The organism is Enterocloster clostridioformis (genome assembly GCF_020297485.1).
Taxonomy (GTDB): domain Bacteria; phylum Bacillota; class Clostridia; order Lachnospirales; family Lachnospiraceae; genus Enterocloster; species Enterocloster clostridioformis.
Genome location: NZ_JAIWZC010000001.1, coordinates 4125021 through 4148378, shown reverse-complemented (window position 1 = coordinate 4148378; position 23358 = coordinate 4125021). Strand labels below are relative to the sequence as shown.

The following is a 23358-nucleotide window of genomic DNA, read 5'->3' as shown; positions in this document are numbered from 1 at the left end:
GATTGGGCCGTCAGCCGGGCTCATGTCCGGGCATCTTTTAAGGCGCCCTTAAGGAATTCAATCTCCTTCTCCATCTGCTCCATCCGCCGTTTCATTGTCTCGTATTCCTCCAGCGTCAGGCTTTTCTTTACCTTTGGTATGGTAACGCCATCCTTTTTGATTGGACGGGCAGGTATGCCCACAGCGGTCACATTATCCTCCAGCGGCTTCAGCAGAACGGCATTGGCCGCAATGGAGCAGTTATCGCCCACCTCAAAAGCGCCCAGAATCTTGGCGCCCGCGCCTACCATCACATTATTGCCCAGAGTGGGATGGCGTTTGCCTTTCTTGGTTCCCACGCCGCCCAGGGTAACTCCCTGGTAAATGGTACAGTTATCTCCCACAACCGTGGTCTCGCCGATAACCACTCCGCATCCATGGTCAATCAGGATGCCGTGGCCCAGCTGGGCGCCGGGGTGAATCTCGATGAGGGTGAAAAACCTGGCAATCTGGGAAATCAGCCTGGCAACAAAAAACATCCTGTGCTTATAGAACCAGTGGGCAAACCGGTGCCATATAAGGGCATGGACTCCCTGGTACAGAAGAAGTACCTCCAGGGCATTGCGGGCAGCGGGGTCACGTTCCTGTACGGCCTTTATGTCAAGCCATATGTCCTTGAATATCATATTTACTCCAGCCTTTCTTTAACAAGTTAACACAATGCTACGGTAATACGACATTTTCCTAAAAAGGTTAAATATCGTATAGTATAGCATATGATATTCAAATTAAAAAGAGCTTTTTACACTTTGGGGCCTGTTTCATAACTCTTTTCAGGCTTTTGCCTCCCCCTTGCCCCGCCCATGCTACTGGAATACCACAGGATTTTCCAGATACTCTGTCCTGATTACAATATATGGAAATGACTGTTCCGTACCGGCATTCTCCCCCTTTTCGGGGCCCTTTAACTCTGTATTGACCACAATGGAGTTGTCAGTCAGATAGAGCTCATTGACGCTGATGCTGTAGCCGCCTGTGGGCTGTACGCCGTATCCCACCGCTATGTACAGATTCTGCTCATCGCTGTATGTGAGCTTAAACGACTGCTGCTGTTTCTCGGCAATCAGATTCTTAAGCTCATCCGGCACATCCATATCACCCACCACTGAGAAATCCAGGTCCCTGACCTTATCCCCGCTGTCCTTAGACGCGGAGCAGCCGGCCAGCCACAGAGTCATGGCAAACAGCATCATGAGCCCAAGGTACACTTTACCCTTAATAGTTCCTTTCATGTTAAAACCTCCCGGAATATATGATACAATTACTATCAATATATTCCGGGAGGCCCTGATTATGCGTTTAAACGCATGTTTGCGCATATTCAGACCTTATAATACCCAAACCGCTGTTATACGATTTTCCGAATCCATCCCTCAGGCGCTTCGATGGTTCCCATCTGAATGCCTGTAAGAGTATCATACAGCTTCTTTGTAACAGGTCCCATGGCGTCCATGCCGCTTGGGAAGCAGATTTCCCTTCCATGGTCCACAATCTTGCCCACAGGGGAGATAACGGCTGCTGTTCCGCACAGTCCGCACTCTGCGAAATCGCCCAGTTCAGAAAGCTTCACAGGCCTCTGGGTCACCTTAAGGCCCAGATAATGCTCTGCCACGTGCACAAGGGAGCGCCTGGTAATGGATGGGAGGATGGAATCAGACTTAGGCGTCACCACCTCGCCGTCCTTTGTGACAAACAGGAAATTGGCTCCCCCCGTCTCCTCAATATAGGTCCTGGTACCGGGATCCAGGAACACGTTCTCGTCATATCCCGCTGCATGGGCTGTGACAGAAGCGTGAAGGCTCATGGCGTAGTTCAGTCCGGCCTTTACGTGGCCGGTGCCGTTGGGCGCCGCCCGGTCAAAGTCGCTGACGCAAAGGGTCAGAGGTTTTGCTCCTCCCTTAAAGTAAGGCCCTACAGGCGTTCCAAAAAGCCTGAACTGATACTCCTGGGAAGGCTTAACACCGATGACAGGACCTGAGGCAAACATATAGGGCCTGAGGTAAAGGGTGGCTCCGCTTCCGTACGGAGGTACCCATGCTGCGTTGGCCTTCACCACCTGGTCCACTGCCTCCAGAAATCTCTCCTTGGGGAAGGGCGGCATCTCCAGCCTCCTGGCGGAATCCATCATACGCTCCGCATTCAGGTCAGGACGGAATGTGACAATGCTTCCATCCTCAGTGGTATAAGCCTTAAGTCCCTCAAAAATCTCCTGGCAGTACTGAAGGATGCCCGCGCATTCATTAATCACCACATTGGGGTCAGAGGTCATCGCTCCCCCGTCCCATGCTCCGTCTTTATAATTCGCCACATAGCGCTTGTCCGTCGGCATATAGGAAAATCCGATATTTCCCCAGTCCAGGTCTTTCTTTTCCATAGTCTGTTCCTCCATTCGGGTAGATATAAGATGTATTTTGAACACAATTATAATCGTATTAATCCTCAAAATCAATGGGTTCCCTGCAAATATACTATACAATTCCTGCATATCAGCCATAACCTCGGCCGGAATTCATACATGCATAAACGCCCTCAGGCCGCATTGCGAAACCAGCAAAACTGTGTTAAGTTATAAAATAGGAATAAACGAACACAAGGAGATGTGCATACATGGCCAAGAAAAATGCCCGCAACACCCGGGGGAAGATTGTAAACGCAGCATGGAAGCTGTTTTATGAACAGGGATATGAAGATACCACGGTGGAGGAAATCATTGAGCTCTCCCAGACATCCAAGGGCTCATTTTACCACTATTTCGACGGAAAGGATGCTCTCCTCAGTACCCTGAGCCTGCTCTTTGATGAAAAATACGAAGAACTCATGGATACTCTTACGCCCAAGATGTCAGCCATGGACAAACTTCTCTTTCTAAACAGCGAGCTCTTCGGCATGATTGAGAACAGCATATCCCTGGACCTTCTGGCCCGCCTGCTCTCCACTCAGCTGGTCACCACCGGTGAAAAGCACCTGCTGGATCACAACCGCACCTACTATAAACTGCTCCGCAGGATCATCGCCCATGGCCAGGAATCCGGGGAGCTGAACGCAGAAACCAGCGTCAATGAAATGGTCAAGCTTTACGCCCTGTCCGAACGCGCCCTGTTATACGACTGGTGTCTGTGCGCCGGCGAATATTCCCTGCGCAGGTACAGCGCCTCAGTCATGCCCGTGTTCCTAAGCCATTTCCTGCCCGGGCGGGGATGATTGCGGCAGTACCCTACTGCCATACTGCCACTGCTATACTGCCGCTGCCATCACCATATTCAGTCCCATCTCCGGCCCCGGCCTTAAACGGCCGGGACCGCGTTCTCTATATGTCTAAATATTTCTTCTCATATATATTCCAATTATCGTCTAGAATTTTTTTCTTATAAATACGTTGTTTTATTCATATTTTATAATAATTATTCTAGTATGTAGTCTATACTTCGTTCTGTATTGCGTTCTCCTCATCCTCATGCTATAATGTCAGCATTATGTCGGTTTTCCGCAAAGGAACACATAACAGGAGGGTAAAATGAGTACTGGACAAATAGGAATCCTGGCAGCCATCACCGTGTATCTGGCGGCCATGGTATATGTAGGTTTTTATTTCAGCAAAAAGGGCGGCGGTGATTCTGCCGACGAATTCTATCTGGGAGGCCGCAAACTGGGCGCACTGGTAACTGCCATGAGCGCCGAGGCTTCGGATATGAGCAGCTGGCTTCTCATGGGCCTGCCGGGAGTTGCATACCTGACCGGCATCGCGGATGCGGGCTGGACCGCCATTGGTCTGGCCGTGGGTACATATCTCAACTGGCTGATTGTTGCCAGGCGCCTGCGCCGTTATTCCGTTGCATGCGGGGCCATCACCATACCCGACTTTTTCTCCCGCCGCTACCGGGATGACAGGAACATACTGATGTGCATTGCCGCCATCGTAATCCTGATTTTCTTTATTCCCTATACCGCGTCGGGCTTTAAGGCGGTGGGAACCCTGTTCAACAGCCTGTTCGGCGTAAATTACCATGTGGCAATGATCGCAGGCGCTGTGGTCATCATCGGATACACAGTCATGGGAGGGTTTATGGCAGTGTCCACCACGGACCTGATTCAGAGTATTGTCATGAGCATTGCGCTGGTTATCATTGTATTCTTTGGCATCCAAGTTGCAGGCGGCTGGAATGCCGTGGCTGACAACGCCCGTTCCCTGGCAGGATACCTTAGCATGACCCATGTCCACAACATGGCTGACAACACAGCGTCCCCTTATGGTATTATAACCATACTGTCTACCATGGCATGGGGATTGGGGTATTTTGGAATGCCCCATATCCTTCTTCGCTTCATGGCCATCAGCCATGAGGATAAGCTTAAGACGTCACGGCGTATTGCCTCCATTTGGGTTGTCATCTCCATGTTTGTAGCCATCCTGATCGGCATCATCGGAAACGGCGCCTCTGTGGCAGGAGGGATTCCCATGTTCTCATCCAGCTCTGAATCCGAGACCGTAATCATCCGTCTGGCGGATTTGCTGGGACGCCACGGAATCCTGCTGTCCGTTGTGGCAGGAGTGGTGCTGGCAGGAATCCTGGCCTGTACCATGTCCACGGCCGACTCCCAGCTGCTGACAGCCGCGTCAGGCGTGTCCCAGAACCTGCTCCAGGATTTCCTGAAGATTAAAATGGATACAAAAGCGTCCATGACAGCGGCCCGTATCACCGTGGTTGGCATTGCCCTGGTAGCCATCCTTCTGGCCTGGAATCCCGACAGCTCCGTATTTACCATTGTCTCCTTTGCCTGGGCCGGTTTCGGCGCGTCCTTCGGGCCGGTGATGCTCTTTGCCCTGTTCTGGAAGCGCAGCAATCTGAAGGGCGCCCTGGCAGGCATGATTTCCGGAGGCGTCATGGTGTTTGTATGGAAATACGGCGTGCGCCCCTTAGGCGGCGCCTGGAACATCTATGAACTGCTTCCCGCCTTCATCGTGGCCTGCATTGCCATTGTGGCCGTGTCGCTTATGACAGAAGCTCCATCCGTGGAAATCTGCGATGAGTATGATTCCGTGGGAAGATAGGGCTGAATCAAATACCAAAACCGCAATTTTCAGATAAGACTGTTTCCATCTGAAAACTGCGGTTTTTCATTTTCCTATTGGCTTCTCATTTGCGGCTTATCCGCCTGGTACAGGCTTCTCTCCCGTACGTTCTTACTCCTCCTGCTTGCTGCAGATTGCCAGCCTGTGCTGGTACTTCTCCCTGGTAGCCAGCCCTCCCCGGATATGGCGCTCTGACTTATTCACATCCAGCACGATTCTGGCCTGGGCCGCCAAGGTCGGATTGATGTGCTCAAGCCTGTCAGTTACATCCTTATGTACCGTGGATTTGCTTATTCCAAACTTCTTCGCCGTCTGCCTTACCGTGGCATTGTGGTCTATGATGTAATTGGCGATGGCTACCGCACGTTCTTCAATATACTCCTTCAAAATGAGTCTCCTGAGGATTTTTTTACATCATATGCAGAAAATCCCGGGATTAGCACACCCTGTACGGCTATTGAGGGAAATATTTTATCTTGTTCCTGAATATTTTTTATTTATCTGCGCCAAGCTCCTGTCCCAATGATATTGTCCAGCCCGTCTTCATCCATACCGGAAAAATACGCTTCTACCTCTTTCTCATATTTCTTCATGGCCTGGGACACTCCTTTCTCTGCCTTCTTGTTCCCGCTTACCTTGTAGAGCAGTTCCGCCGCCATATAGACAATATCATTCTCATCTGTACAGGCTCCGTCCTCCGATATGTACTGCCTCACGATCTGCTCCGCTCCCTCAAAATCGCCCACGCCGGTCCTGGCATAAATCAGTGCCGTAGCCCCCATAATATTGCCGCTCTCCTTTTTATACCAATCCTCACAAAACTCCAGGGCCTCTTTCTTTTTTCCTTCCGCCCCAAAAGATGATGCTATATAAAAGCGGAAATCAGACGGCTTTTCCTCTTCCCACGAAAACATGCTTATAAGCTCCCCGCAGATTCTGCGAATCTTCTCGTACTGTTTTCCCGTATCCAGATAATCCAGATAGTCCTGCAGCCAGCCGCATACATCGTACTCATAATCCGTCCCGTCATCCAGCAGGTACAATTCCTTCGCGTAATTGCTGTTTTGGCTTCTGCCTTCACGGACAATCTCAACCAATACTTCATATGCCTTGTCCCAGGCATCCTCATTTGTTACATCTCCCGCCAGATAAGTATAACACTTCGATGTCAGGCGTTCAAATTTTTCCATAAGCCTTTCATAAATAAAGTCCTCCTTAGCATAAGTACTGAAATCACAGTTTTCTTCATCATACCATATCTTGTCTCTTTCTCCTACTCCCAACTTTATTATGTCCATATCCTTCCAACAGAAAAATGCTGTTTCTGCCGCGAAAACGCGAAGAAACAGCATATCCCGATTCTCCTTTGCCCTTATTCCCTGCCTTTATTTCTTACTCCTACCCCTTACTTCCCATCAATATCTCAACCGTTTCCTTAAGTGTCTCCGCTTCCCCCACATTACCCGGGAATATGACATAGGGTATCCCCGGGAAACGGCTCTCAGCACCCGTACGCCACACCGGTATACCAGGGCGTACCTGCCCCAAAACAGTGGCCTTTTTTACCTTAAGGGCCTTTGTTCCCACATCGCTGGATGTGATTCCCCCTTTTGCCACCACAAACCCCGGCGTCACCTTAAGTCCGCCCACCAGGGACTGGACTGCGTCAGATATCTTTACAGACCGCGTAAGGGCTGCCTCCGGGCTGTCATTTTCCAGAGACAAAAGCTTTCTCTTGGTGTATACCGCCACGGTAACGCCCTGCTCCAACAGTTCTTCCTCCCTGCGGACAACCGATTGAATCTCTTCCTGAAATTTTTCCTCATCCAGCACCAGATCCGAATTAAATTCCAGGAACCGGATTCCGGGCACTGCCTTCAATTCCTCCAGCTGGCTGGTTGTCTTTTTAGTATGGGAGCCAACCACAATAATGCCGCCTGTCTTCCTGTCTCCAGCCACCATCTCTTCCCTGGAAAGCAGCGGTCTGTCACTGACCGCCCCAAACTCCTTCACAAAGCCCGCGGCCGTGCGGAACATAAACCTGCGTCCCTGCTTCATGGCATCATAAAGGGCAATGCAGAACACCTTCAGGTCACAGGCATCCACTGCGTTTACCACGATTTTCCCAAAATCATGGAGCGCCAGTAGTTTATCCGTAATGGCGGAATAATCCAGGCTGCGCAGCTCCTCCAGGGAAATATCCAGCACTTCCCGGGCCGGATATCTGCCTCCTGTCTTTTCCTCCACGTAATCCTTTAAATTGGAGCAATGGTATCCAAAGGTCTTATCTTGTGCAAATTCAGTCTCCCCCGCAGGGACAAGCTCATTTCCATACTTCACATAATGCACATTTCCAATGGTAAAGCGCCCGCCCTCCTTAAAATAGGGACAAATGATTTCCCCGTCAACAGCCCTGTTCCTGTGCTTTTCCTCTGCCCGGGCCAGCAGCTCTGTCTCCAGAGGATAATGCCCCCTCAGGGTGGAATCTCCCCTGCTGACAATCACATAATCAATTCCTGTTTCCTCCGACACCTTTGCCGCGGTTTCCCCGATTTCCAGGTGGGCCCTGGTGGTGTGTTCCACGGTAAATCCCCTGGAATTTGTCAGTATGTAAAACAGCTTTCCCTTCTCTTCAAAGCCTCTCTTAATGCTGTCATAGGACCAATCTGTGTACACGGAAATATCATGGACCGTCTGCACTCCGGTGGGGTCATCGTCCAGTACTATGATTTTATGTCTGTCTTCCCGGCATTTTTCTTCCAACAGGGCCTGCACGGCTGCTATATCCACTTTGGGGTACCGGTCTAATACAGATGCATTCAACATGGTCTGTTTCTCCTCTCTCTCTTATCTTCCAATGCCCAGCAGAGCCCTGGCCTCCTCAGGCCGCATGGGCTCTTTATCCATGGCCCGGAGAAGCTTCACAGTCTTTTCCACAAGGGGAGCATTGGAGGTCACCTGGGTCTGTGGGTTCAGATAATTGCTGTCCTCAAATCCAATCCTCACGGTCCTGGCCCCCATGCCCACGGCGCCGGCCAGCAGCGAAAAATCCTTTCTGTGGGCCTGTGTGATGCCCCACATGGCATTGGAAGGAATCATCTGTATCATGGCTGCCAGCGCCTGAGGCGTTGCCGGGGCTTCCCCCTCATGGCCCAGCACGATACTGAACAGAACCGGGTCCGCGAAGTCATACTTTTTCATCAGCTGCGTCATGGTCCATGTGTGGCCTATCTCAAAGGTCTCCACCTCCGGAGTCTTTTTCTGCTTCAGGATTTCCTGGATACAGTACTCCACGTCGCCGATGGGATTACAGTACACATCCCTACCCAGATTCGTGGATCCCACATTCAGGGAGCAGGCTTCCACCATCTCAGAATACAGAGGAGCGCAGCGCTCCTGTATATTCAGGTCAGACACTCCGCCCGTGGACACTTCGATGATGATATCCGAATCCCGGCGAATCATGGCCAGCGTCTCCTCCAGCAAGGACATATCCGGCGTCAGACGGCCTTCCCTGTCCCTTACATGGAGGTGCACCATGGCAGCCCCTTCCTTATAACACTCATACACATCCTCCGCTATCTTCTCCGGTATAATGACCTTGTCCGCTGCCGCTACCGGAGCAACGTTTACCAGAACCTTATTATCTGTACATGTCATTTATCTAATCTCCTTTTTTACAATTTCTTATGTCCTGCCATTTACGAAAACAGAACCTGTGCAATCAGCACCAGCGGTTCTTCCCCTGCCTGAGATATTTCATGGGTATCTCCTGGCTGGGCCGCGATGATATCCCCCTCTTCCAGGTATTGCTCCTGCCCGTTAATGGTGTGCAGGGCCTGTCCCTTTACAATGACCATTGTCTCCATCTCATTTTCGTGGGTATGAGTACCGATTGATACTCCCCGGTTCAGGGTATGGCGCACATAGGCCCTTCCCTTTCCCCGCATTTCCTCTGGTCCCAGAAGAAGCTTCTCCATCCAGACCGTTCCCTTTCCGCCCATACAGCCCTCTATAGGCGTTTTCTCCAAATCACATTTTCTTCTATATATCATAATCATCCTCCTTCCAATCCCAAAGAACCGGGGACCGCGCCCCTGGATAGTCTGTTGTAACAAAAAATGGCTGCCGCATCCTTGCCCCGGACATATGATCTGTCCTGTACAAAACGTCATGCAGCAACCACCTTCATGTGCCGCGCCGTTGTCTGCCAGGCGCGGCACATCGCTATTCATCTTTTTACTTTTGCCCAATACTGGTAATGTTCCTCTACAATCGCATATATGCCGGCCGAATCCCTGTCCTGCAAAAGCTTTACGATTCTGCGGTGAAGGTCCAGGAAGTTTTCCACTTCCCCGTCCAGGAATATCCGGTCTATGGTTGCCATACGGGAACGGCGGGTGATTTTGTCCACATAGCTGCAGATGGACTGAAGCATCACATTTTCTGTGATTCCCACAATGGCCATATGGAACTGCACATCCGCCTCATAGAGGCTGCGCGCCTGGGGCTTCTCCATATATGCCTGGTATTCCAGCTCCTCCATGGCCTTCTCTATGGCTTCCATCTGAGTCTGCTCCAGGGATTTGGACTTCAGTTTATCCACAGCCAGCTGAAGAAGGCCCACGTCAATCACCTTTCTCAGCTCCACAATCTGGCTGGTGGAGTCCTTCTGCAAAATAATACCGTAAAGCACCGGATAAATCATCCTGCTGTCATATTCCTGGCTAACAAAGGTGCCCTCCGCCCGCTTGATATGTACCACGCCATATGCCTCTAACACCTTAATGGCTTCCCGGACCGAATTTCTTCCAACCCCCATTGACTCCGACAATTCTGCTTCTGTAGGGATCTTATCCCCTGGGTTTAGCTCTCCATTTATGATAGCGTTGGTAATGTTGTCTACAATTTTATTAACTACTGACTGTCCTCCGACAGGTTCCTTTAAAAAACTGGTCTTTTCCATGCTGAACCTCCTTGCTGTGAACACTTATCTATAAGTATACATCATATGTTGGTTCAGCGCAATCTTCTGTTCCCTGCCTATGAAGGAATCAGGCACAGGGACAAGGCCGGTATGTATGTGATGCACAGCAGAGCCAGAAGGGACATTAGAAGCAGCGGCACCATTCTCCGGCATATTTCCTCAAACTTAACCTTTCCGATATCAGCCGCGACATACAGATTGGGTCCTACAGGAGGCGTTACCTGGCCAATGGACAGGTTCAATACCAGGATGACACCCAGCTGAATCATGTTGATATCCAGGGCCTTGGCAATGGGCATGATAATGGGAACCAGGATATAGAGAGCGCTGGTGTTATCCATGACGCAGCCGGCGCACAGGAATACGATGTTGATGATAAACAGCATGATGTACCTGTTGTCTGTAAGGGCCAGGGCCATTTCCGTAAGGGAGGCCGCAATCCCCTGCTGGGTCAGAACCCAGGAGAAAATGCCTGCGTTCATGATGATGAGAAGAATCATGCCCGTTGTCTTGGCAGTGGAGAACAGTGTCTCCTTAAGCTCTGTCAGACGCAGCTCCTTATAGATGAAGATTCCCACAATCAGGCTGTAAACAACGGCAACCGCCGCTGCCTCCGTAGGTGTAAAAAGTCCCGAATAAATACCTCCCAGAACGATGACCGGGCTTAAAAGTCCCCATATTGTATCCAGGAACAGCCTGCCGATTTCCTTTAAGGACGCCCTCTGGGTATCCCCCTTCCATCCGTTCTTCTTAGACTTTATGAACACCATAATACAGAGCATGAAGCCAAATATAAGTCCCGGTACAATACCTGACAGGAACAAATCGCCGATGGATTCCCCTGTAATCATGCCATAGATAATGAATGTAATACTGGGAGGAATAACCGTTCCCAGAGAGCCCGATATCGCGGAAAGGGCGCTGGAAAATCCTGCGTCGTATCCCTGGGCCGCCATGGCCGGAATCAGAATGGATCCCATGGCTGCAACGGTTGCTGTGCCGGATCCGGAGATGGCCGCAAAGAACAGGGCTGCCACCACTGCCACATAACCCAGTCCGCCGTGGACCGGTCCGATGATGCTGTCCGCCAGGTTGATAAGGCGTTTGGAAATACCTCCCTTGTCCATAATTGCGCCTGCAAGGACGAAAAGCGGTATGGTCAGAAGGGAAAACTTCTGAACGGTGGCCTGCATCATGGATGGAATAACACCCAGCGGAGCGCCTGAAAATATCAGGGTCAGCGCGCTGGACACGCCCAGGACAATGGCAATGGGAATGCCGAATCCAATCATCACTGCCATGGAACCAAATAAAATCGCTGCCGGCATATTAGTTTCCCTCCTTTGCTAATCTGATTTCATACTGTACCATACGGGCGATGGAGAAAACCGCTGACAAAGGAATGGCGATTCCGATGGTCCACTGAGGCATCTCCAGAACACCTGTAAGCAAATGGTAGTGATACTGCCTGTAAACCATCTGCGCCCCCCATATAATCCAGATTCCATAGTTGGCAGAGCATAAAAGAAGCCTGCAGATACGGTAAACCTTACGCCCCGTTCCGGTGAATTTATCAGTCAGGTAATTAAAGCCCATGTGGGAATCGGTCTTAAACACACTGGCCGCGGCCAGGCAGCAGACCCACACAAACATAGTGGTCACCAGCTCCTGAGTAAATGACATGTTGAACCATGTAATCTTTCTTGAGAACACATTCATAAATGTGACAAAGGTCATAACAAGCAATGCCGCTGAACAGAGATATTCCTCAAGATTCTCCCAGAAATCCTTTAAAAATCCTTTTTCCTTCATAACACCCCTCCTAATTCTTATAACCGCCGGTAAACAAGTCGATTACATCCTGTCCCACAGACTTGGCATAATCATCATAGATTCCGGCGCAGGCCTTCTGGAACTCAGCCTTCTGCTCCTCTGTCAGCTCCGTGATGACGGTGCCGCCATCCTTCAGCTTCTGGATGATGACAGCCTCGTTGTCAGCCAGATAATCATTTCCCCAGTCCAGGGCTTCTGCCGCGCACTCCTTTACCAGTTCCCGGTCCTCAGGGGACAGCCTGTCCATGGTCTTACGGCTCATGACCCAGATGGTGGTATCCCTTACCCCGTCCCACAGGGTAACGTACTGCTGGACCTCCGCGAATTTGGAAGAGTCAAATACCGCGATGGGATTCTCCTGCCCGTCTATGGTCTTCTGCTGGAGGGAGGTGTACACCTCTGAGAAATCCATGGCAGTGGGATTGGCCCCAAAGTAATTCCTGTACAGGTCAATGAAAATATTGGCGCCCGGCACACGGATATTCATGCCCTTTAAATCCTCAGGCTTTGTGATCTCCTTTTTGCTGTTGGATATCTGCCTGGAACCGGCGTTATTGATACCCAGCATTTCCATCTCCAGGTCATTGCACCAGCCGTTTACCACCTCATGGACCTTATCGCTGTGGCAGAACGCCAGCAGGTCGTCTGAATTAGGGAACAGAAACGGAAGCCAGAAGGAATAAAACTTCTTATCATAATTGGCAATGTTTGGCGGTGCGCAGGAATGGATGTCAATGTTGCCGGCCTGTACCAGCTCAATGGCCTTAGTCAAGTCTCCCCCTGACAGTCCGCAGTTGGAATAAATATTGACTTCAATCCTTCCGCCGCTTTTCTCCTCCACCAGCTTCTTAAACTCCTGGGCAGTCAGGTCACTGATGGACCCAGGACTCTGTGTATGGGTAAAATGAAGCACGACCTTCTTATCCCCGGCAGAACCGCAGGCCGTCATGGACAATACCATGGCCGCAGCGCATATGACGGCTGCCGCCTTTCTTAACCTTTTAAACATACTTCCCTCTCCCTTCGTTGCGTGCACCCGGCCTATGTGCTTCAAGTGCCTGTGCGCCATATGTTCTTTATTACATTAGTCCCTTCTTAACAAGTGCGTCCTTCAGTGCAGCAGCGCCGAATCTCGGGCTGGATAATACTGCTTTACCATACTTTTCATGAATATACTCCTCACAGTAGGCCATGGAGCCCTGGGCAAAGAGAATCACATCCACCTTGTCCGCAATGGTTCCCGCGTACTCACTCATAAGGTCCTTAAACTGTTCCTGGTCCAGGCCAAAGCCGCCGTCCACCAGCGCGTCCACCAGCTCCACCTGGCGGTTCATCTCCCTGGCAACCCTTAAGATGGTGTTCTTCGTGGGATTCAGTGTGGTGGGAAGAGTTGCCATGACCCCGATTCTCTTTCCCTGTCTCACTGCTTCCCGGCACATCTCCTCATCCACACGCACAATGGGAATTCCCGTGTATCTGGCTATATCCTGGGCAGCGTCCGCCACCTCGCCTACGGAGGAACAAAGATTTAAAATAGCGTCCGCTCCTTCTGAAACAGCTGTCATATACATGCCCACCAGCCTGGCCGCCAAAGGAGCCGTCACATAACCTGCGTCCCTGACCTCTGCCAGAATGGAAGGATCCTGGTAACTGGCCACCTCAGTCTCCCGGGGAAGGACATCCCCCACTTCCTTTTCTACTAATTCAATCAACTCTGGTGTGGTGCTTGTGTAAACCAATGCTACTTTCATGAATTATCCTCCTGTTATACTTCCATTATAACCAACGTTCAACATCCTATGTTTTATGTTTAAAATATACTACATCCTACGTTGGTTGTAAATTGTGAAAATGCACATGATTATAACACCTCTTTTATGCAGTTTTACTTATTAAAAATGCAAAAAACATGGAAAGAACCTGCAAATCAGGATCTCTTCCATGTTTTTTCAACCTACAATGTGTTTGCCAATCATGCATTAAGATATTTTTTAAGCACTGCTCTCACTGCTCCCGGCCCTGCGGCCTCCTCCCTGAACATTTCCTCTACCGTCTCTCCGATTCCTGCCTCATAAAGGTCGATTCCAAAAATATTAGCATTGGACAGGATACTCTTTAACTGTCCCCTGTATGTTTCCGGCCGGCCTACCACAATTCCCTCCAGAGCTTTTGTCAGCTCCGGCACCATGGGATCCGCCGAGAGTTCAAATTTCTTTCCCTCATCATCCACAGCCAGAAGGTACCTGCACCAGCCGGCAATGGCAAGCGGAATAGCCGTAAGCTTCCCGGCATCTCCATACTTCGACACATAAGCCTTGATGGTCTCTCCATAGCGAATTCCTACCTTCTGGGACGTGTCTGTGGCAATCCTTTGCGGCGTGTCAGGCATGAAGGGGTTCGGTATCCTCACATCTATAACCTCGTTCACAAAATTCTCCGGGGATAGTATACCCGGATCAGTCACAACCGGCATCCCCTCTCCGGGACCAATCAGGCGCACCAGTTTATTCAGCAGCGGATCCTTCATTTCATCCGCAATCAGGGTATATCCCAATACACATCCATATACTGCCAGGGCGGTATGAAGCGGATTCAGACATGTGGTAACCTTCATTCGTTCCACCTTATTGACCGTATCCCGATCCGTCATATAGACCCCTGCCTTCTCCAGAGCCGGCCTTCCATTGGGGAAACAGTCTTCTATGACAAGGTACTGGGGACCCTCTGCATTTACAAAGGGCGCAATATACGTGTTTCTGGAAGTAATGACCGGAGTCATATCTTCCACTCCTGAGTTCTCCAATTCAGCCAGAACGGAGTCAGCCGGGCGCGGCGTGATTTTATCAATCATGGACCACGGAAAGGATACCTGCTCGCGATCGGACAAATATGCGATAAACCCGTCCTCCACATACTCTCTCCTGTTCCATTCCTTTGCCATGGTGGTAACGGATTCCTGAAGCTTTTCTCCGTTGTGGGAACAATTGTCCATGGATACCACTGCCAGAGGCGCTTTTCCGGCTTTATATCTTTCGTATAAAAGGCTGCACATGACAGCCATGGCCGATATGGCATTTTCCGGCCCATTGTCAATATCCGCCTGGATAAATGGAAAATATGCTCCATCCGCCCTCTTTAAAGCGTATCCCTTTTCCGTAATGGTAAAAGAAGCAATCTGAAGCCCCGGATCAGCAAAAATATCCTTCAGCCGCTTCCAGTCCCGCGTCTCCCCAGCCTGGGCTTTCAGGGCCTCTGTAAGAGAGCCGATGACCTTCTTGTCCGTGGAACCGTCCGCCTTCAACGCAACCCCCAGCACAAGGTTGTCATATGGCTTGTAAATTTTTTCGATGACGTCAAAGTCAAAGGTTTCGGCACATGTAATTCCTTTGCCGCTCACCCCTTCTGAAATCAGCACATCCGCTATGCCGCCGATAAAAATGCGGAAAATGTTGCCCGCACCAAAGTGCACCCACACAGGTTTTTCGCGAGTCGCTTCTGCCACAGCCTCCACATCATAGGAAGGGAGGCTGATGCCGGCCTCCTCCCACACCTTCCTGTCCTTAATTCCTTCCAATGTCAGCTTCATGAGTATATCCTCCTTTCTGTTATTTCCCTAAGAAAAATGCAGCCGGTACTGTTACCAAAGGCGGGAACAGTATCAAAAGAAGAAGGATGATAACCTCCGCCAGCAGAAACGGCCACACTGCCTTTACGATCCTCTCCATATTAATCTTTCCGGCACTGCACGCCACATTCAGCACAGTCCCTACAGGAGGAGTAAGAAGTCCCATAACAGTATTCAATATGAACACCACTCCGAAATATACTACGTCAATGCCTGCTGCCCTAACCGCCGGCAGCAGAACCGGGGTCAATATCATAATAGTGGGTGTCACGTCCATAGATGTGCCTACCAGCAGGACAATTCCTGCAATAACCAACATAAGAAGGGTTGGATGGGCTATAAATGGAGCCAGGATTCCTGTCACGATAGACGGTATATTTCCCACTGTCATAAGCCAGGAGGATACCATGGCTGCAGCGGCCAGGAACATAATCACGGAAGAGGACTTAGCCGCGGATACCAAACAGTCCATCAGCATGGATAACTTCAGTTCCCTGTACACAAACAGTCCTATAATCAGGGCATACACTGCTGTTATGACTCCTGCCTCTGTAGGCGTAAACTTACCGCTCCTCAATCCAACCAAAATGAATACGGGAAGAAGCAGAGCCCAGAATCCGTCTGTCAGGGATTTTACTACCTGCCTCCGGCTCTGCCTGGGAGCTGTTGGCAGTTTATCCTTCTTAGCAACGAAAAACCACAAAATGCACAGTGAAGCAGACAGGTAGACTGCCGGTGCTATGCCTGCCATAAAGAGGCTTGTCACTGATACACTGGCCTGTACACCGAAGATAATCATGGGAACGGAGGGCGGCATGATAGGAGATAAAATATTACCTGCTGCGATAAGCCCGGTGCTCTTATCCCTGTTATACCCGGCCCTTACCATCATAGGGATGAGGATAGCTCCAAGCGCAGCCGTGGATGCCACGGCAGACCCAACCATGCTGGCAAAGAGAAGGATGGCCAGAATGGATACATATCCAAGTCCGCCTCTTACGTGTCCTACCATAGCATTGGCGGCATTGACAATACGTTTGGTAATCCCTCCCCTGTTCATAAATTCTCCTGCCAATATGAAGAAAGGAACTGCCATCATGGAAAATGAATCAGCACCTGAGAACAGGTTCTGGGACAGAATCTGAGAATTAAAGCCGTTCATGAACAGCATCATGCAGACGCCGCTGAACAATAATGAAAAACAAATGGGCAGGCCGATTGCCATGGACCCAACCAGTGATGCCAGAAATACAACCAAAGTCATGTTTATTTACCTCCCTGCTCATTAAGACGCTTCACATATTCTTCATCAGACAGTTCCTCCGCCTGTTCCATTGCCTCGGTGGCAATATCATCGTCATCATTGTGCATGGTAACGATGTCCGTTATCTCCTCAGGATGCTTCAGGGCATACACTATATTAGTGGCCGCCAGGATGGCAATAGAAATACCGGTTATGATGCCTCCAAAGTAAAGTACAGAATAGGGAATACCAAGAGCTGCGGTCCTGGACTGTGTATTCTGGAGAACCATCTTAAATGCCCCATGAACCAGAATGCACATGATAGCAGCAATCAGGAGCCTGGACACAAGATACAAGGCCAGCTGAACCTTTGGGCTGACCCTGGACAGCAGGGTATCCACTCCCAAATGTGCATTGGAATGCATGGCGCTGATAGCGCCAATATATGTAACATATACAAAAAGGTATCTTGCCAGCTCTTCCGACCATGTAAGTCCGGAGTTAAAAAAAGTCCTCAGTACCACGTTCAGGAATACAAACAGCACCATAAGGCCGGTCAGAATCCCTGTAAAGCAGTCAATCGCGTGAAACAGCTTATCAATTAATCGGTTCATAGTCCTCTCCTTACTTGATTTCTTCAATCATTTTTCTAATATCTCCGGCCCATTGGTACTTTTCGTCCAGATAATCATATACAGGCTGTATCTTTACCTTCATGGCCTCCCGGTCCTCATCAGACAGGTCTGTAACTGTCAGACCGTTATCCTCCATAAATTGCTTATCGCCAGCCAGCTGAGCTATGTATAGATCCCATGCGTAGTCCGATGTCTCATCTGCCACCTGACGAAATATCTCCCTGTCAGCCTCATCTATACTGTCCCAGAACTGGTCCCCTGCAAAAAGCTCCAAAGATGCCACTATGTGATTGGTATCATAGATATAATCCTGAACCTCATACCATCCTTCATTCTTAACCGTTGACAGAGGATTGTCCTGACCATCCGCAACTCCTTGTTCCAGAGCCGTAAACACCTCTCCCATATCCATGATGACCACGTTGGCTCCCAGGCTCTCAGCCAGCTTCACATGAATTGGATTATTCGGCATCCTCAGCTTCTGTCCCTTGAAATCATCCAGCCCCGCCAGCTTCTTATTAGAAGAAAATGCCCTTGCTCCGTTTGGGAACCACGACATCAGAGTCACCGGCTGCTCTGCCTCCAGCTCTTCTGCAATATAACTTCCCAGCTGCCCCTGGTAACATCTTCTGGCATGCTCCACATCCCGAAACACAAATGGAAAATCAGGGATAGCCATTACAGGCGTCTCAGACCACATAGGAGTCCCCACCACACACATCTCGATGATTCCGCTTTTGGTATAGTCGTAGGTGACCTTCTCACTTCCCAGTACTCCGGAGTCATATATCTGGATATCATATTTTCCCTCTGTCAGTTCCTCCAGTCTTGGTTTAAATACCTCCCTCATCGCCATGGAAGCCGGTGTCTGGCTGGAAACGCAGACTGCGATTTTCACCAATTTTCCTTTATTCATACTTCCAGCCTGACCGCCGCAGCCCGCCAGGGTACCCATTACTGCTATAGAAGTAAAGATACACAATCCATGCTTCACAAACTTAGCAAGCTTCATAAATGAAACCCTCCTGAATATAATTAATTAAAGTTTCCGCACACGTCATTTGATAATTATACTAGTAATTCTGATTTTGCGGGATACGATATCTTTTGTGTATCGAGTCCTTACTTGTATGGTAGTATATAAGGCAAATTCTTGCAATATGTAAATTTGTCCAATATTTATCTTTAATTATTGTGCATATTTTATATCTTAATTCTATTTCAACAAAGTACTTGACATTTTACCGGCGCTAAACTAGTATACAAGTATGTAAGTTCTTCACACACGTCAATCAAAAAGGAGAATAAGCAGCTATGAAAGCAGTACAGATTTTAAAACCCAAGTCATTACATATAATTGATCTTGAAAAACCATCCGTAACTAAAGATAACAATGTATTAGTACGTATGACAGCCGCCGGTATCTGTGGTTCAGATATGGGCATCTACCACGGCACAAATGCGGCTGCAGCCTACCCCAGAATCATCGGACATGAGATGGTCGGCGTAGTAGAGAATACATTTTCTTCTGTCACCTCTCTGCGTCCGGGTGATCGTGTTATTGTCAATCAGGTTACAAGCTGCGGTCACTGTTATCCCTGCCGCATAGGAAGAGGGAATGTCTGCGACAGCCTGGCTGTAAGGGGCGTGCATATCGACGGAGGATACCAGGAATATATGGCTGTGCCGCAGGAGGACTGCTATCCGCTTCCTGACTCCATCTCAGATACGGACGCCGTGATGATCGAACCTGCCACCATTGCCATCCAGTCCTGCACCAGAGCGGAGCTTAAAAGGGATGATATGCTTCTTATTTTTGGATGCGGCGCTTTAGGGAGCTCCATCTTAAAAATTGCCCGGCTGCTCTGCGACTATATCATAGTAGCAGATGTGGTGGATGAGAAATTAGAAGGAGCGAAATCTGCAGGAGCCGCCCACACCATCAATGTATTAAAAGAGGATTTGGAGGAGAAGGTAAGGGAATACACACACGGGCACGGCGCCACCGTATCCATTGACGCGGTCTGCGGAAGTGATTCCCTGATTCGCCTGCTGAAAGCCACCGGCAACGCAGGCCGGGTCATCACTATGGGCTTTTCCACATCCCCTACTGAAATCAACCAGTTCCTCATCACCTCAAAGGAACTGGATGTACGGGGTTCCCGCCTTCAGAACAAGATGTTTGGCAGAGCCATTGAATTAATCAACGAAGGAAAACTTGACCTGACAGGAAGCGTTTCCCACACCTTCCCCCTGCTAAAAGCCCAGGAGGCCTTTGATTTCGTTGACTCCCACGATCCATCCATCCGCAAGGTGGTTCTGACTTTTGGCTTTTAGCAGTGTCCTGAATAAAAATTAAAATGACAGTTTTCAACTAAATAATGATAGCCTATCCGTTCTTTCGGTAGTATACTAGTACATAATATATAGTTTGCTGGTATATAAGGAGATTTAAGAAACAAGGAGGAACATATGAAAGTACTGGACAGGCTGTCTGCTGAAAATGCCCGCACCTATGCCCTGAGGGTTCTTCAATATAATATCATTAATCTGGAACTGGTACCGGGAAGCGCGGTGAGCGAGAATGAGCTTTCCGCCGTTCTGCATCTCTCCCGCACTCCGGTACGTGAGGCTCTCATTGAACTGAGCAAAGTAGGTTTGGTGGAGATCCAGCCTCAAAGAGGAAGTTATATTGCTAAGATTGACTATGAACTGATTGAAGAATCCCGGTTCATGCGCCTGGTGCTGGAGAACGCCGTGTTAAAGCTGGCCTGCGAAGGTATTTCTCAGGAATACATGGACAAACTGAAAGAAAATCTCAGGATGGAGGATAATATACTGAAAGAGGAGAAAGCAGAACGGCTCTTTGAGCTGGATAACGAGTTCCACAAACTTCTCTTCCATTCCGTTGACAAGGCACGCACTTATGAAATTATCCGTGCCCAGATGGTACACTTCGACCGTCTCAGGGCTCTTTCGCTAAAAACCGTTAAGCCTGATAAGACCGTGGAGGACCACGAAAATATTCTCTATGCCATTGAGCGCCGCGACGCAGAGCTGGCAGAGATGTTAATGACCCGGCATTTGACCCGCCACAGGGTGGAGAAGTCGGAGCTGGTAAAGGCATATCCTGAATACTTTGTAAAATAAAGAAGAATTCTCCCCAGAAGATACGGATGAAATATACCGGTATCTCCTGGGGATATTTTTATTCTCCTGCTCCCTGCTATTACATCCAATCGCTGCAAAGTCTTTATAATGTAATAGAACATTATATTATATTCTTATTGACTATTTTTATATAACGTTATATAATGTATTTATCACACAAATAAAAACTACATATCTCTCAAAGGAGGCCCTATTTTTATGGAACTAAAAAAAATTATCGAGGAAATCAAAGCAGAGCGCCCGGAAATCACCTCAGTCATCTTTGTAGGATGCGGCGCATCTCAGGCAGAGCTTTATCCGGCCAAGTACTTCTTAGAGGGCAATGCAAAAAAGCTGAGGACCAGTCTTTACACAGCCAATGAATTTGTACATGCCACTCCTGCCTGCGTGGGCAAAGAAAGCATTGTCATTACCTGCTCCCTTGGAGGCAATACCCCCGAGACAGTGGAAGCCTCCAAAAAAGCCATGAATACGGGCGCTAAGGTAATTGCCATCACACATACCCCCGGTTCACCACTGGCTAACAGCGCACACTATGTGGTACTGCACGGATTTGAGAAGAATTATGCGGCCAAACTGGAAAAAATGACCTTCTGTCTGCAGCTGGCAGCAGAAATTCTCAACCAGTATGAAGGGTACGAGCATTATGAAGATATGATAACCGGATTCGGCAAGATCTTTGACTTAATAGAAGACGCAGTTTCCTTCGCAGTTCCTTCCGCAAAGAAGTTTGCAGAAAACTACAAGGATGCTCCTGTTATTTACGTTATGAGCTCCGGAGCTACCCATATGGTGGCCTATGCCTTCTCCATCTGCCTCCTAATGGAAATGCAGTGGATCAATTCAGGCTCCTTCCATGACGGTGAATTTTTCCATGGTCCTTTTGAAATCGTAGATAAGGATGCGCCCTTCCTTCTGCTGATGAACGACGGCAGTACCAGAGCATTGGATTCCAGAGCCCTGGACTTCCTGAACCGCTTCCAGGCCAAAACCACCCTGATTGACGCGAAGGATTTTGGATTAGGGTCCGTAATACCATCCACGGTCAAGGATTACTTCAACCCGATGCTGATTACCGCCGTACTGCGGATATATGCAGAGCAGCTGGCAATCCTCAGGAATCATCCTTTGACCCAGAGAAGATACATGTGGAAACTGGAATACTAATTATCTTTCACATCGGATAGGGGAGATTTTAACCTCCCCTTCCACACCACGTAGCGTACCGTTCGGTACTACGCGGTTCAATAGTTTACTCGGACTTTCAGATAGTGGGCAGTCATATCGGGATAACCAAGTCTGTCCACTATGATTCTTTTGGTGAGTGCCGAGTTGAGCATTCCCGCCGCTCTCCACACTCCCTTTCGGCAGTTCGCCATCTCATGCACCTTCCACTCTGGTAAATGTAACGCCCGCAACATTTTATATCTTGTGCGTACCTTCTTCCATTGTTTCCAGTACACCGCTCGGATTCTGTGGCGCAGCCACTCATCCGTCTGTTCCATCAGGCTTTTCATGTCTGCATATCGATAATAGTTAATCCATCCCCTTGCATAGCTTCGGCGTTTTTCTTCCCTCTCCTGATTGCTCCATTTGTTCCCTCTGGTTGTCAGCTCCCGTATCCGGTTCTTCATTTTTGCCACCGACTTCGGGTGTATCCTCATGCGGCATTTCCCTTTATGCCGGTAAAAGCCGTAGCCCAGGTATTTTATCTTGCTGACGTGGCTCACTGTCGTTTTCTGAAGATTGACTTTCAGAAACACTTTTCCTGTGATGAATGGCACAATGTTTTCCATCGTCCTCTCTGCGCTTTTCCTGCTTTTGCACAGAATCAGGCAGTCATCCGCATACCTCACATACTTGTGTCCCCTGCGCTCCAGTTCCTTGTCCAACTCATTCAGCATGACATTTCCACATAAGGGACTTAGCGGGCCTCCCTGCGGCACGCCCTCGGTCGTTGCGTGAAATCCTCCGTCCTCCATTACTCCGGCTTTCAGGTACTTGTGTATCAGCGAGATTACCCTCCCGTCCTTCACCGTCCTCGACAGCACCTCTATCAGCTTGCTGTGGTTCACCGTGTCAAAGTAGGATTGTAAATCCATGCTGACCACGTAGACATATCCTTCGTTGATATATTTCCTACATCTTTCCAGTGCGTCATGCGCCCCTCTGCCGGGACGGAATCCGATGCTGTTGTCAGAGAACTGTTCTTCATATAAGGGCGTCAGTTCCTGTGCGATTGCCTGTTGGATTACCCTGTCTACCACTGTGGGTATCCCCAGTTTCCTTGTTTTTCCTTTCTCCTCTTTGGGTATTTCTACCCTTCGGACTGGGTTTGGCTTGTATTTGCCTTCCCTCACCTGCTCGACCAATTCGGACTGGTGTTCTCTCAGGCAGGGTAGAAGTTCATCCACCTGCATTCCGTCAATCCCACCAACGCCTTTGTTCGTTTTGACCTTCTTATAGGCGGCATTTAGATTGTCGCTTCTAAGAATCGTATCTAGCAGGTTGTCCGTCCGAAAGTCCGTGTTGGTGTCGGGGTTCCCGGTAATCCTTTCATGGGCGTACTCTCCTGTTTCCCTTCCCTGTTCCGCAGGTATCTCTCGCAGGTAGTCCTCAATATGAAGTTGTCTGTACTTAATTCCATGTCCGGTTTCCATTTGGTAACGACACCTCCTACTGTTCAGTCCTTCCCGGTGCGTTTGCGACCGCCCGGTACTATGACCTCTGCTGACTTCTCACGGCAGGCTTTAC

23 protein-coding genes are annotated in these 23358 nt (G+C 49.3%); 5 read left to right on the top strand and 18 right to left on the bottom strand.

Annotation, left to right across the window (positions count from 1 at the left end; genetic code table 11):
- Window positions 1-20 precede the first annotated feature (20 nt).
- The 3 genes from cysE to LA360_RS20835 form a co-directional block, all read right to left on the bottom strand.
- Window positions 21-665, bottom strand: coding sequence for a serine O-acetyltransferase (gene cysE / locus LA360_RS20845; protein WP_065548806.1), 645 nt, complete (start codon window positions 663-665; stop codon window positions 21-23).
- 180 nt (window positions 666-845) lie between these two features.
- Complete coding sequence (locus tag LA360_RS20840; RefSeq protein ID WP_112481541.1) at window positions 846-1271, bottom strand: protease complex subunit PrcB family protein; 426 nt, start codon at window positions 1269-1271, stop codon at window positions 846-848.
- A gap of 116 nt (window positions 1272-1387) precedes the next feature.
- Complete coding sequence (locus tag LA360_RS20835; protein ID WP_089775663.1) at window positions 1388-2428, bottom strand: branched-chain amino acid aminotransferase; 1041 nt, start codon at window positions 2426-2428, stop codon at window positions 1388-1390.
- A gap of 218 nt (window positions 2429-2646) precedes the next feature.
- Between LA360_RS20835 and LA360_RS20830 the strand changes: the two genes are divergently transcribed.
- Together LA360_RS20830 and LA360_RS20825 are read left to right on the top strand one after the other, a co-directional pair.
- Window positions 2647-3240, top strand: a complete 594-nt coding sequence (locus LA360_RS20830; RefSeq protein ID WP_112481540.1) for a TetR/AcrR family transcriptional regulator — start codon at window positions 2647-2649, stop codon at window positions 3238-3240.
- A 313-nt stretch (window positions 3241-3553) separates the two neighbouring features.
- Window positions 3554-5089: a sodium/proline symporter gene (locus LA360_RS20825; protein WP_022200603.1), complete on the top strand. Its 1536-nt coding sequence runs from the start codon at window positions 3554-3556 to the stop codon at window positions 5087-5089.
- A 132-nt stretch (window positions 5090-5221) separates the two neighbouring features.
- On the opposite strand, the gene spoIIID is transcribed toward LA360_RS20825, so the two are convergent.
- The 14 genes from spoIIID to LA360_RS20755 all read right to left on the bottom strand — a co-directional run bounded on the left by spoIIID (window position 5222) and on the right by LA360_RS20755 (window position 18445).
- Window positions 5222-5497, bottom strand: coding sequence for a sporulation transcriptional regulator SpoIIID (spoIIID, locus tag LA360_RS20820; protein ID WP_002585683.1), 276 nt, complete (start codon window positions 5495-5497; stop codon window positions 5222-5224).
- Between the two features lie 110 nt (window positions 5498-5607).
- Window positions 5608-6408, bottom strand: a complete 801-nt coding sequence (locus tag LA360_RS20815) for a hypothetical protein (RefSeq protein ID WP_225537639.1) — start codon at window positions 6406-6408, stop codon at window positions 5608-5610.
- A 100-nt stretch (window positions 6409-6508) separates the two neighbouring features.
- Window positions 6509-7936, bottom strand: coding sequence for a four-carbon acid sugar kinase family protein (locus tag LA360_RS20810; RefSeq protein WP_089775658.1), 1428 nt, complete (start codon window positions 7934-7936; stop codon window positions 6509-6511).
- Window positions 7937-7957: 21 nt separating this feature from the next.
- Window positions 7958-8770 (bottom strand): beta-keto acid cleavage family enzyme, encoded by an 813-nt coding sequence (locus tag LA360_RS20805; protein WP_022200606.1) that lies wholly within the window; start codon window positions 8768-8770, stop codon window positions 7958-7960.
- 41 nt (window positions 8771-8811) lie between these two features.
- Complete coding sequence (locus tag LA360_RS20800; RefSeq protein WP_022200607.1) at window positions 8812-9165, bottom strand: cupin domain-containing protein; 354 nt, start codon at window positions 9163-9165, stop codon at window positions 8812-8814.
- 176 nt (window positions 9166-9341) lie between these two features.
- The gene (locus LA360_RS20795) at window positions 9342-10076 is read right to left on the bottom strand and encodes a FadR/GntR family transcriptional regulator (RefSeq protein WP_022200608.1); all 735 of its coding nucleotides are present in this window, start codon (window positions 10074-10076) and stop codon (window positions 9342-9344) included.
- 77 nt (window positions 10077-10153) lie between these two features.
- Window positions 10154-11425: a TRAP transporter large permease gene (locus LA360_RS20790; protein WP_022200609.1), complete on the bottom strand. Its 1272-nt coding sequence runs from the start codon at window positions 11423-11425 to the stop codon at window positions 10154-10156.
- 1 nt (window position 11426) lies between these two features.
- A complete protein-coding gene (locus tag LA360_RS20785) occupies window positions 11427-11909 on the bottom strand; it encodes a TRAP transporter small permease (RefSeq protein WP_022200610.1) in 483 nt (160 codons plus the stop codon).
- 10 nt (window positions 11910-11919) lie between these two features.
- Window positions 11920-12939, bottom strand: coding sequence for a DctP family TRAP transporter solute-binding subunit (locus LA360_RS20780; RefSeq protein ID WP_022200611.1), 1020 nt, complete (start codon window positions 12937-12939; stop codon window positions 11920-11922).
- Window positions 12940-13009: 70 nt separating this feature from the next.
- Entirely contained in the window at window positions 13010-13681 is a 672-nt protein-coding gene (locus LA360_RS20775) for an aspartate/glutamate racemase family protein (RefSeq protein WP_112481539.1), read from the bottom strand.
- A gap of 221 nt (window positions 13682-13902) precedes the next feature.
- Complete coding sequence (locus tag LA360_RS20770; protein ID WP_112481538.1) at window positions 13903-15516, bottom strand: mannitol dehydrogenase family protein; 1614 nt, start codon at window positions 15514-15516, stop codon at window positions 13903-13905.
- A 19-nt stretch (window positions 15517-15535) separates the two neighbouring features.
- Complete coding sequence (locus LA360_RS20765) at window positions 15536-16819, bottom strand: TRAP transporter large permease (protein ID WP_002585670.1); 1284 nt, start codon at window positions 16817-16819, stop codon at window positions 15536-15538.
- Window positions 16820-16821: 2 nt separating this feature from the next.
- Window positions 16822-17412: a TRAP transporter small permease gene (locus LA360_RS20760; RefSeq protein ID WP_002585669.1), complete on the bottom strand. Its 591-nt coding sequence runs from the start codon at window positions 17410-17412 to the stop codon at window positions 16822-16824.
- 10 nt (window positions 17413-17422) lie between these two features.
- Complete coding sequence (locus LA360_RS20755) at window positions 17423-18445, bottom strand: TRAP transporter substrate-binding protein (RefSeq protein ID WP_022200613.1); 1023 nt, start codon at window positions 18443-18445, stop codon at window positions 17423-17425.
- A 302-nt stretch (window positions 18446-18747) separates the two neighbouring features.
- Between LA360_RS20755 and LA360_RS20750 the strand changes: the two genes are divergently transcribed.
- The 3 genes from LA360_RS20750 to LA360_RS20740 all read left to right on the top strand — a co-directional run bounded on the left by LA360_RS20750 (window position 18748) and on the right by LA360_RS20740 (window position 21771).
- Entirely contained in the window at window positions 18748-19770 is a 1023-nt protein-coding gene (locus tag LA360_RS20750; RefSeq protein ID WP_089775652.1) for a zinc-binding alcohol dehydrogenase family protein, read from the top strand.
- Between the two features lie 135 nt (window positions 19771-19905).
- On the top strand, window positions 19906-20583 hold the full coding sequence (locus tag LA360_RS20745; RefSeq protein WP_089775649.1) for a GntR family transcriptional regulator: 678 nt from the start codon (window positions 19906-19908) through the stop codon (window positions 20581-20583).
- Between the two features lie 219 nt (window positions 20584-20802).
- A complete protein-coding gene (locus LA360_RS20740) occupies window positions 20803-21771 on the top strand; it encodes an SIS domain-containing protein (RefSeq protein WP_022202988.1) in 969 nt (322 codons plus the stop codon).
- A gap of 77 nt (window positions 21772-21848) precedes the next feature.
- Here the strand turns inward: LA360_RS20740 and ltrA are convergent, their stop codons facing one another.
- The gene (ltrA, locus tag LA360_RS20735) at window positions 21849-23264 is read right to left on the bottom strand and encodes a group II intron reverse transcriptase/maturase (RefSeq protein ID WP_112481449.1); all 1416 of its coding nucleotides are present in this window, start codon (window positions 23262-23264) and stop codon (window positions 21849-21851) included.
- Between the last annotated feature and the right edge of the window lie 94 nt (window positions 23265-23358).

Coding starts and splice junctions, on each gene's coding strand:
- cysE (WP_065548806.1), bottom strand. CDS start 665: ATGATATTCAAGGACATATGGCTTGACATAAAGGCCGTACAGGAACGT.
- LA360_RS20840 (WP_112481541.1), bottom strand. CDS start 1,271: ATGAAAGGAACTATTAAGGGTAAAGTGTACCTTGGGCTCATGATGCTG.
- LA360_RS20835 (WP_089775663.1), bottom strand. CDS start 2,428: ATGGAGGAACAGACTATGGAAAAGAAAGACCTGGACTGGGGAAATATC.
- LA360_RS20830 (WP_112481540.1), top strand. CDS start 2,647: ATGGCCAAGAAAAATGCCCGCAACACCCGGGGGAAGATTGTAAACGCA.
- LA360_RS20825 (WP_022200603.1), top strand. CDS start 3,554: ATGAGTACTGGACAAATAGGAATCCTGGCAGCCATCACCGTGTATCTG.
- LA360_RS20815 (WP_225537639.1), bottom strand. CDS start 6,408: ATGGACATAATAAAGTTGGGAGTAGGAGAAAGAGACAAGATATGGTAT.
- LA360_RS20810 (WP_089775658.1), bottom strand. CDS start 7,936: ATGTTGAATGCATCTGTATTAGACCGGTACCCCAAAGTGGATATAGCA.
- LA360_RS20805 (WP_022200606.1), bottom strand. CDS start 8,770: ATGACATGTACAGATAATAAGGTTCTGGTAAACGTTGCTCCGGTAGCG.
- LA360_RS20800 (WP_022200607.1), bottom strand. CDS start 9,165: ATGATATATAGAAGAAAATGTGATTTGGAGAAAACGCCTATAGAGGGC.
- LA360_RS20795 (WP_022200608.1), bottom strand. CDS start 10,076: ATGGAAAAGACCAGTTTTTTAAAGGAACCTGTCGGAGGACAGTCAGTA.
- LA360_RS20790 (WP_022200609.1), bottom strand. CDS start 11,425: ATGCCGGCAGCGATTTTATTTGGTTCCATGGCAGTGATGATTGGATTC.
- LA360_RS20785 (WP_022200610.1), bottom strand. CDS start 11,909: ATGAAGGAAAAAGGATTTTTAAAGGATTTCTGGGAGAATCTTGAGGAA.
- LA360_RS20780 (WP_022200611.1), bottom strand. CDS start 12,939: ATGTTTAAAAGGTTAAGAAAGGCGGCAGCCGTCATATGCGCTGCGGCC.
- LA360_RS20775 (WP_112481539.1), bottom strand. CDS start 13,681: ATGAAAGTAGCATTGGTTTACACAAGCACCACACCAGAGTTGATTGAA.
- LA360_RS20770 (WP_112481538.1), bottom strand. CDS start 15,516: ATGAAGCTGACATTGGAAGGAATTAAGGACAGGAAGGTGTGGGAGGAG.
- LA360_RS20765 (WP_002585670.1), bottom strand. CDS start 16,819: ATGACTTTGGTTGTATTTCTGGCATCACTGGTTGGGTCCATGGCAATC.
- LA360_RS20760 (WP_002585669.1), bottom strand. CDS start 17,412: ATGAACCGATTAATTGATAAGCTGTTTCACGCGATTGACTGCTTTACA.
- LA360_RS20755 (WP_022200613.1), bottom strand. CDS start 18,445: ATGAAGCTTGCTAAGTTTGTGAAGCATGGATTGTGTATCTTTACTTCT.
- LA360_RS20750 (WP_089775652.1), top strand. CDS start 18,748: ATGAAAGCAGTACAGATTTTAAAACCCAAGTCATTACATATAATTGAT.
- LA360_RS20745 (WP_089775649.1), top strand. CDS start 19,906: ATGAAAGTACTGGACAGGCTGTCTGCTGAAAATGCCCGCACCTATGCC.
- LA360_RS20740 (WP_022202988.1), top strand. CDS start 20,803: ATGGAACTAAAAAAAATTATCGAGGAAATCAAAGCAGAGCGCCCGGAA.
- ltrA (WP_112481449.1), bottom strand. CDS start 23,264: ATGGAAACCGGACATGGAATTAAGTACAGACAACTTCATATTGAGGAC.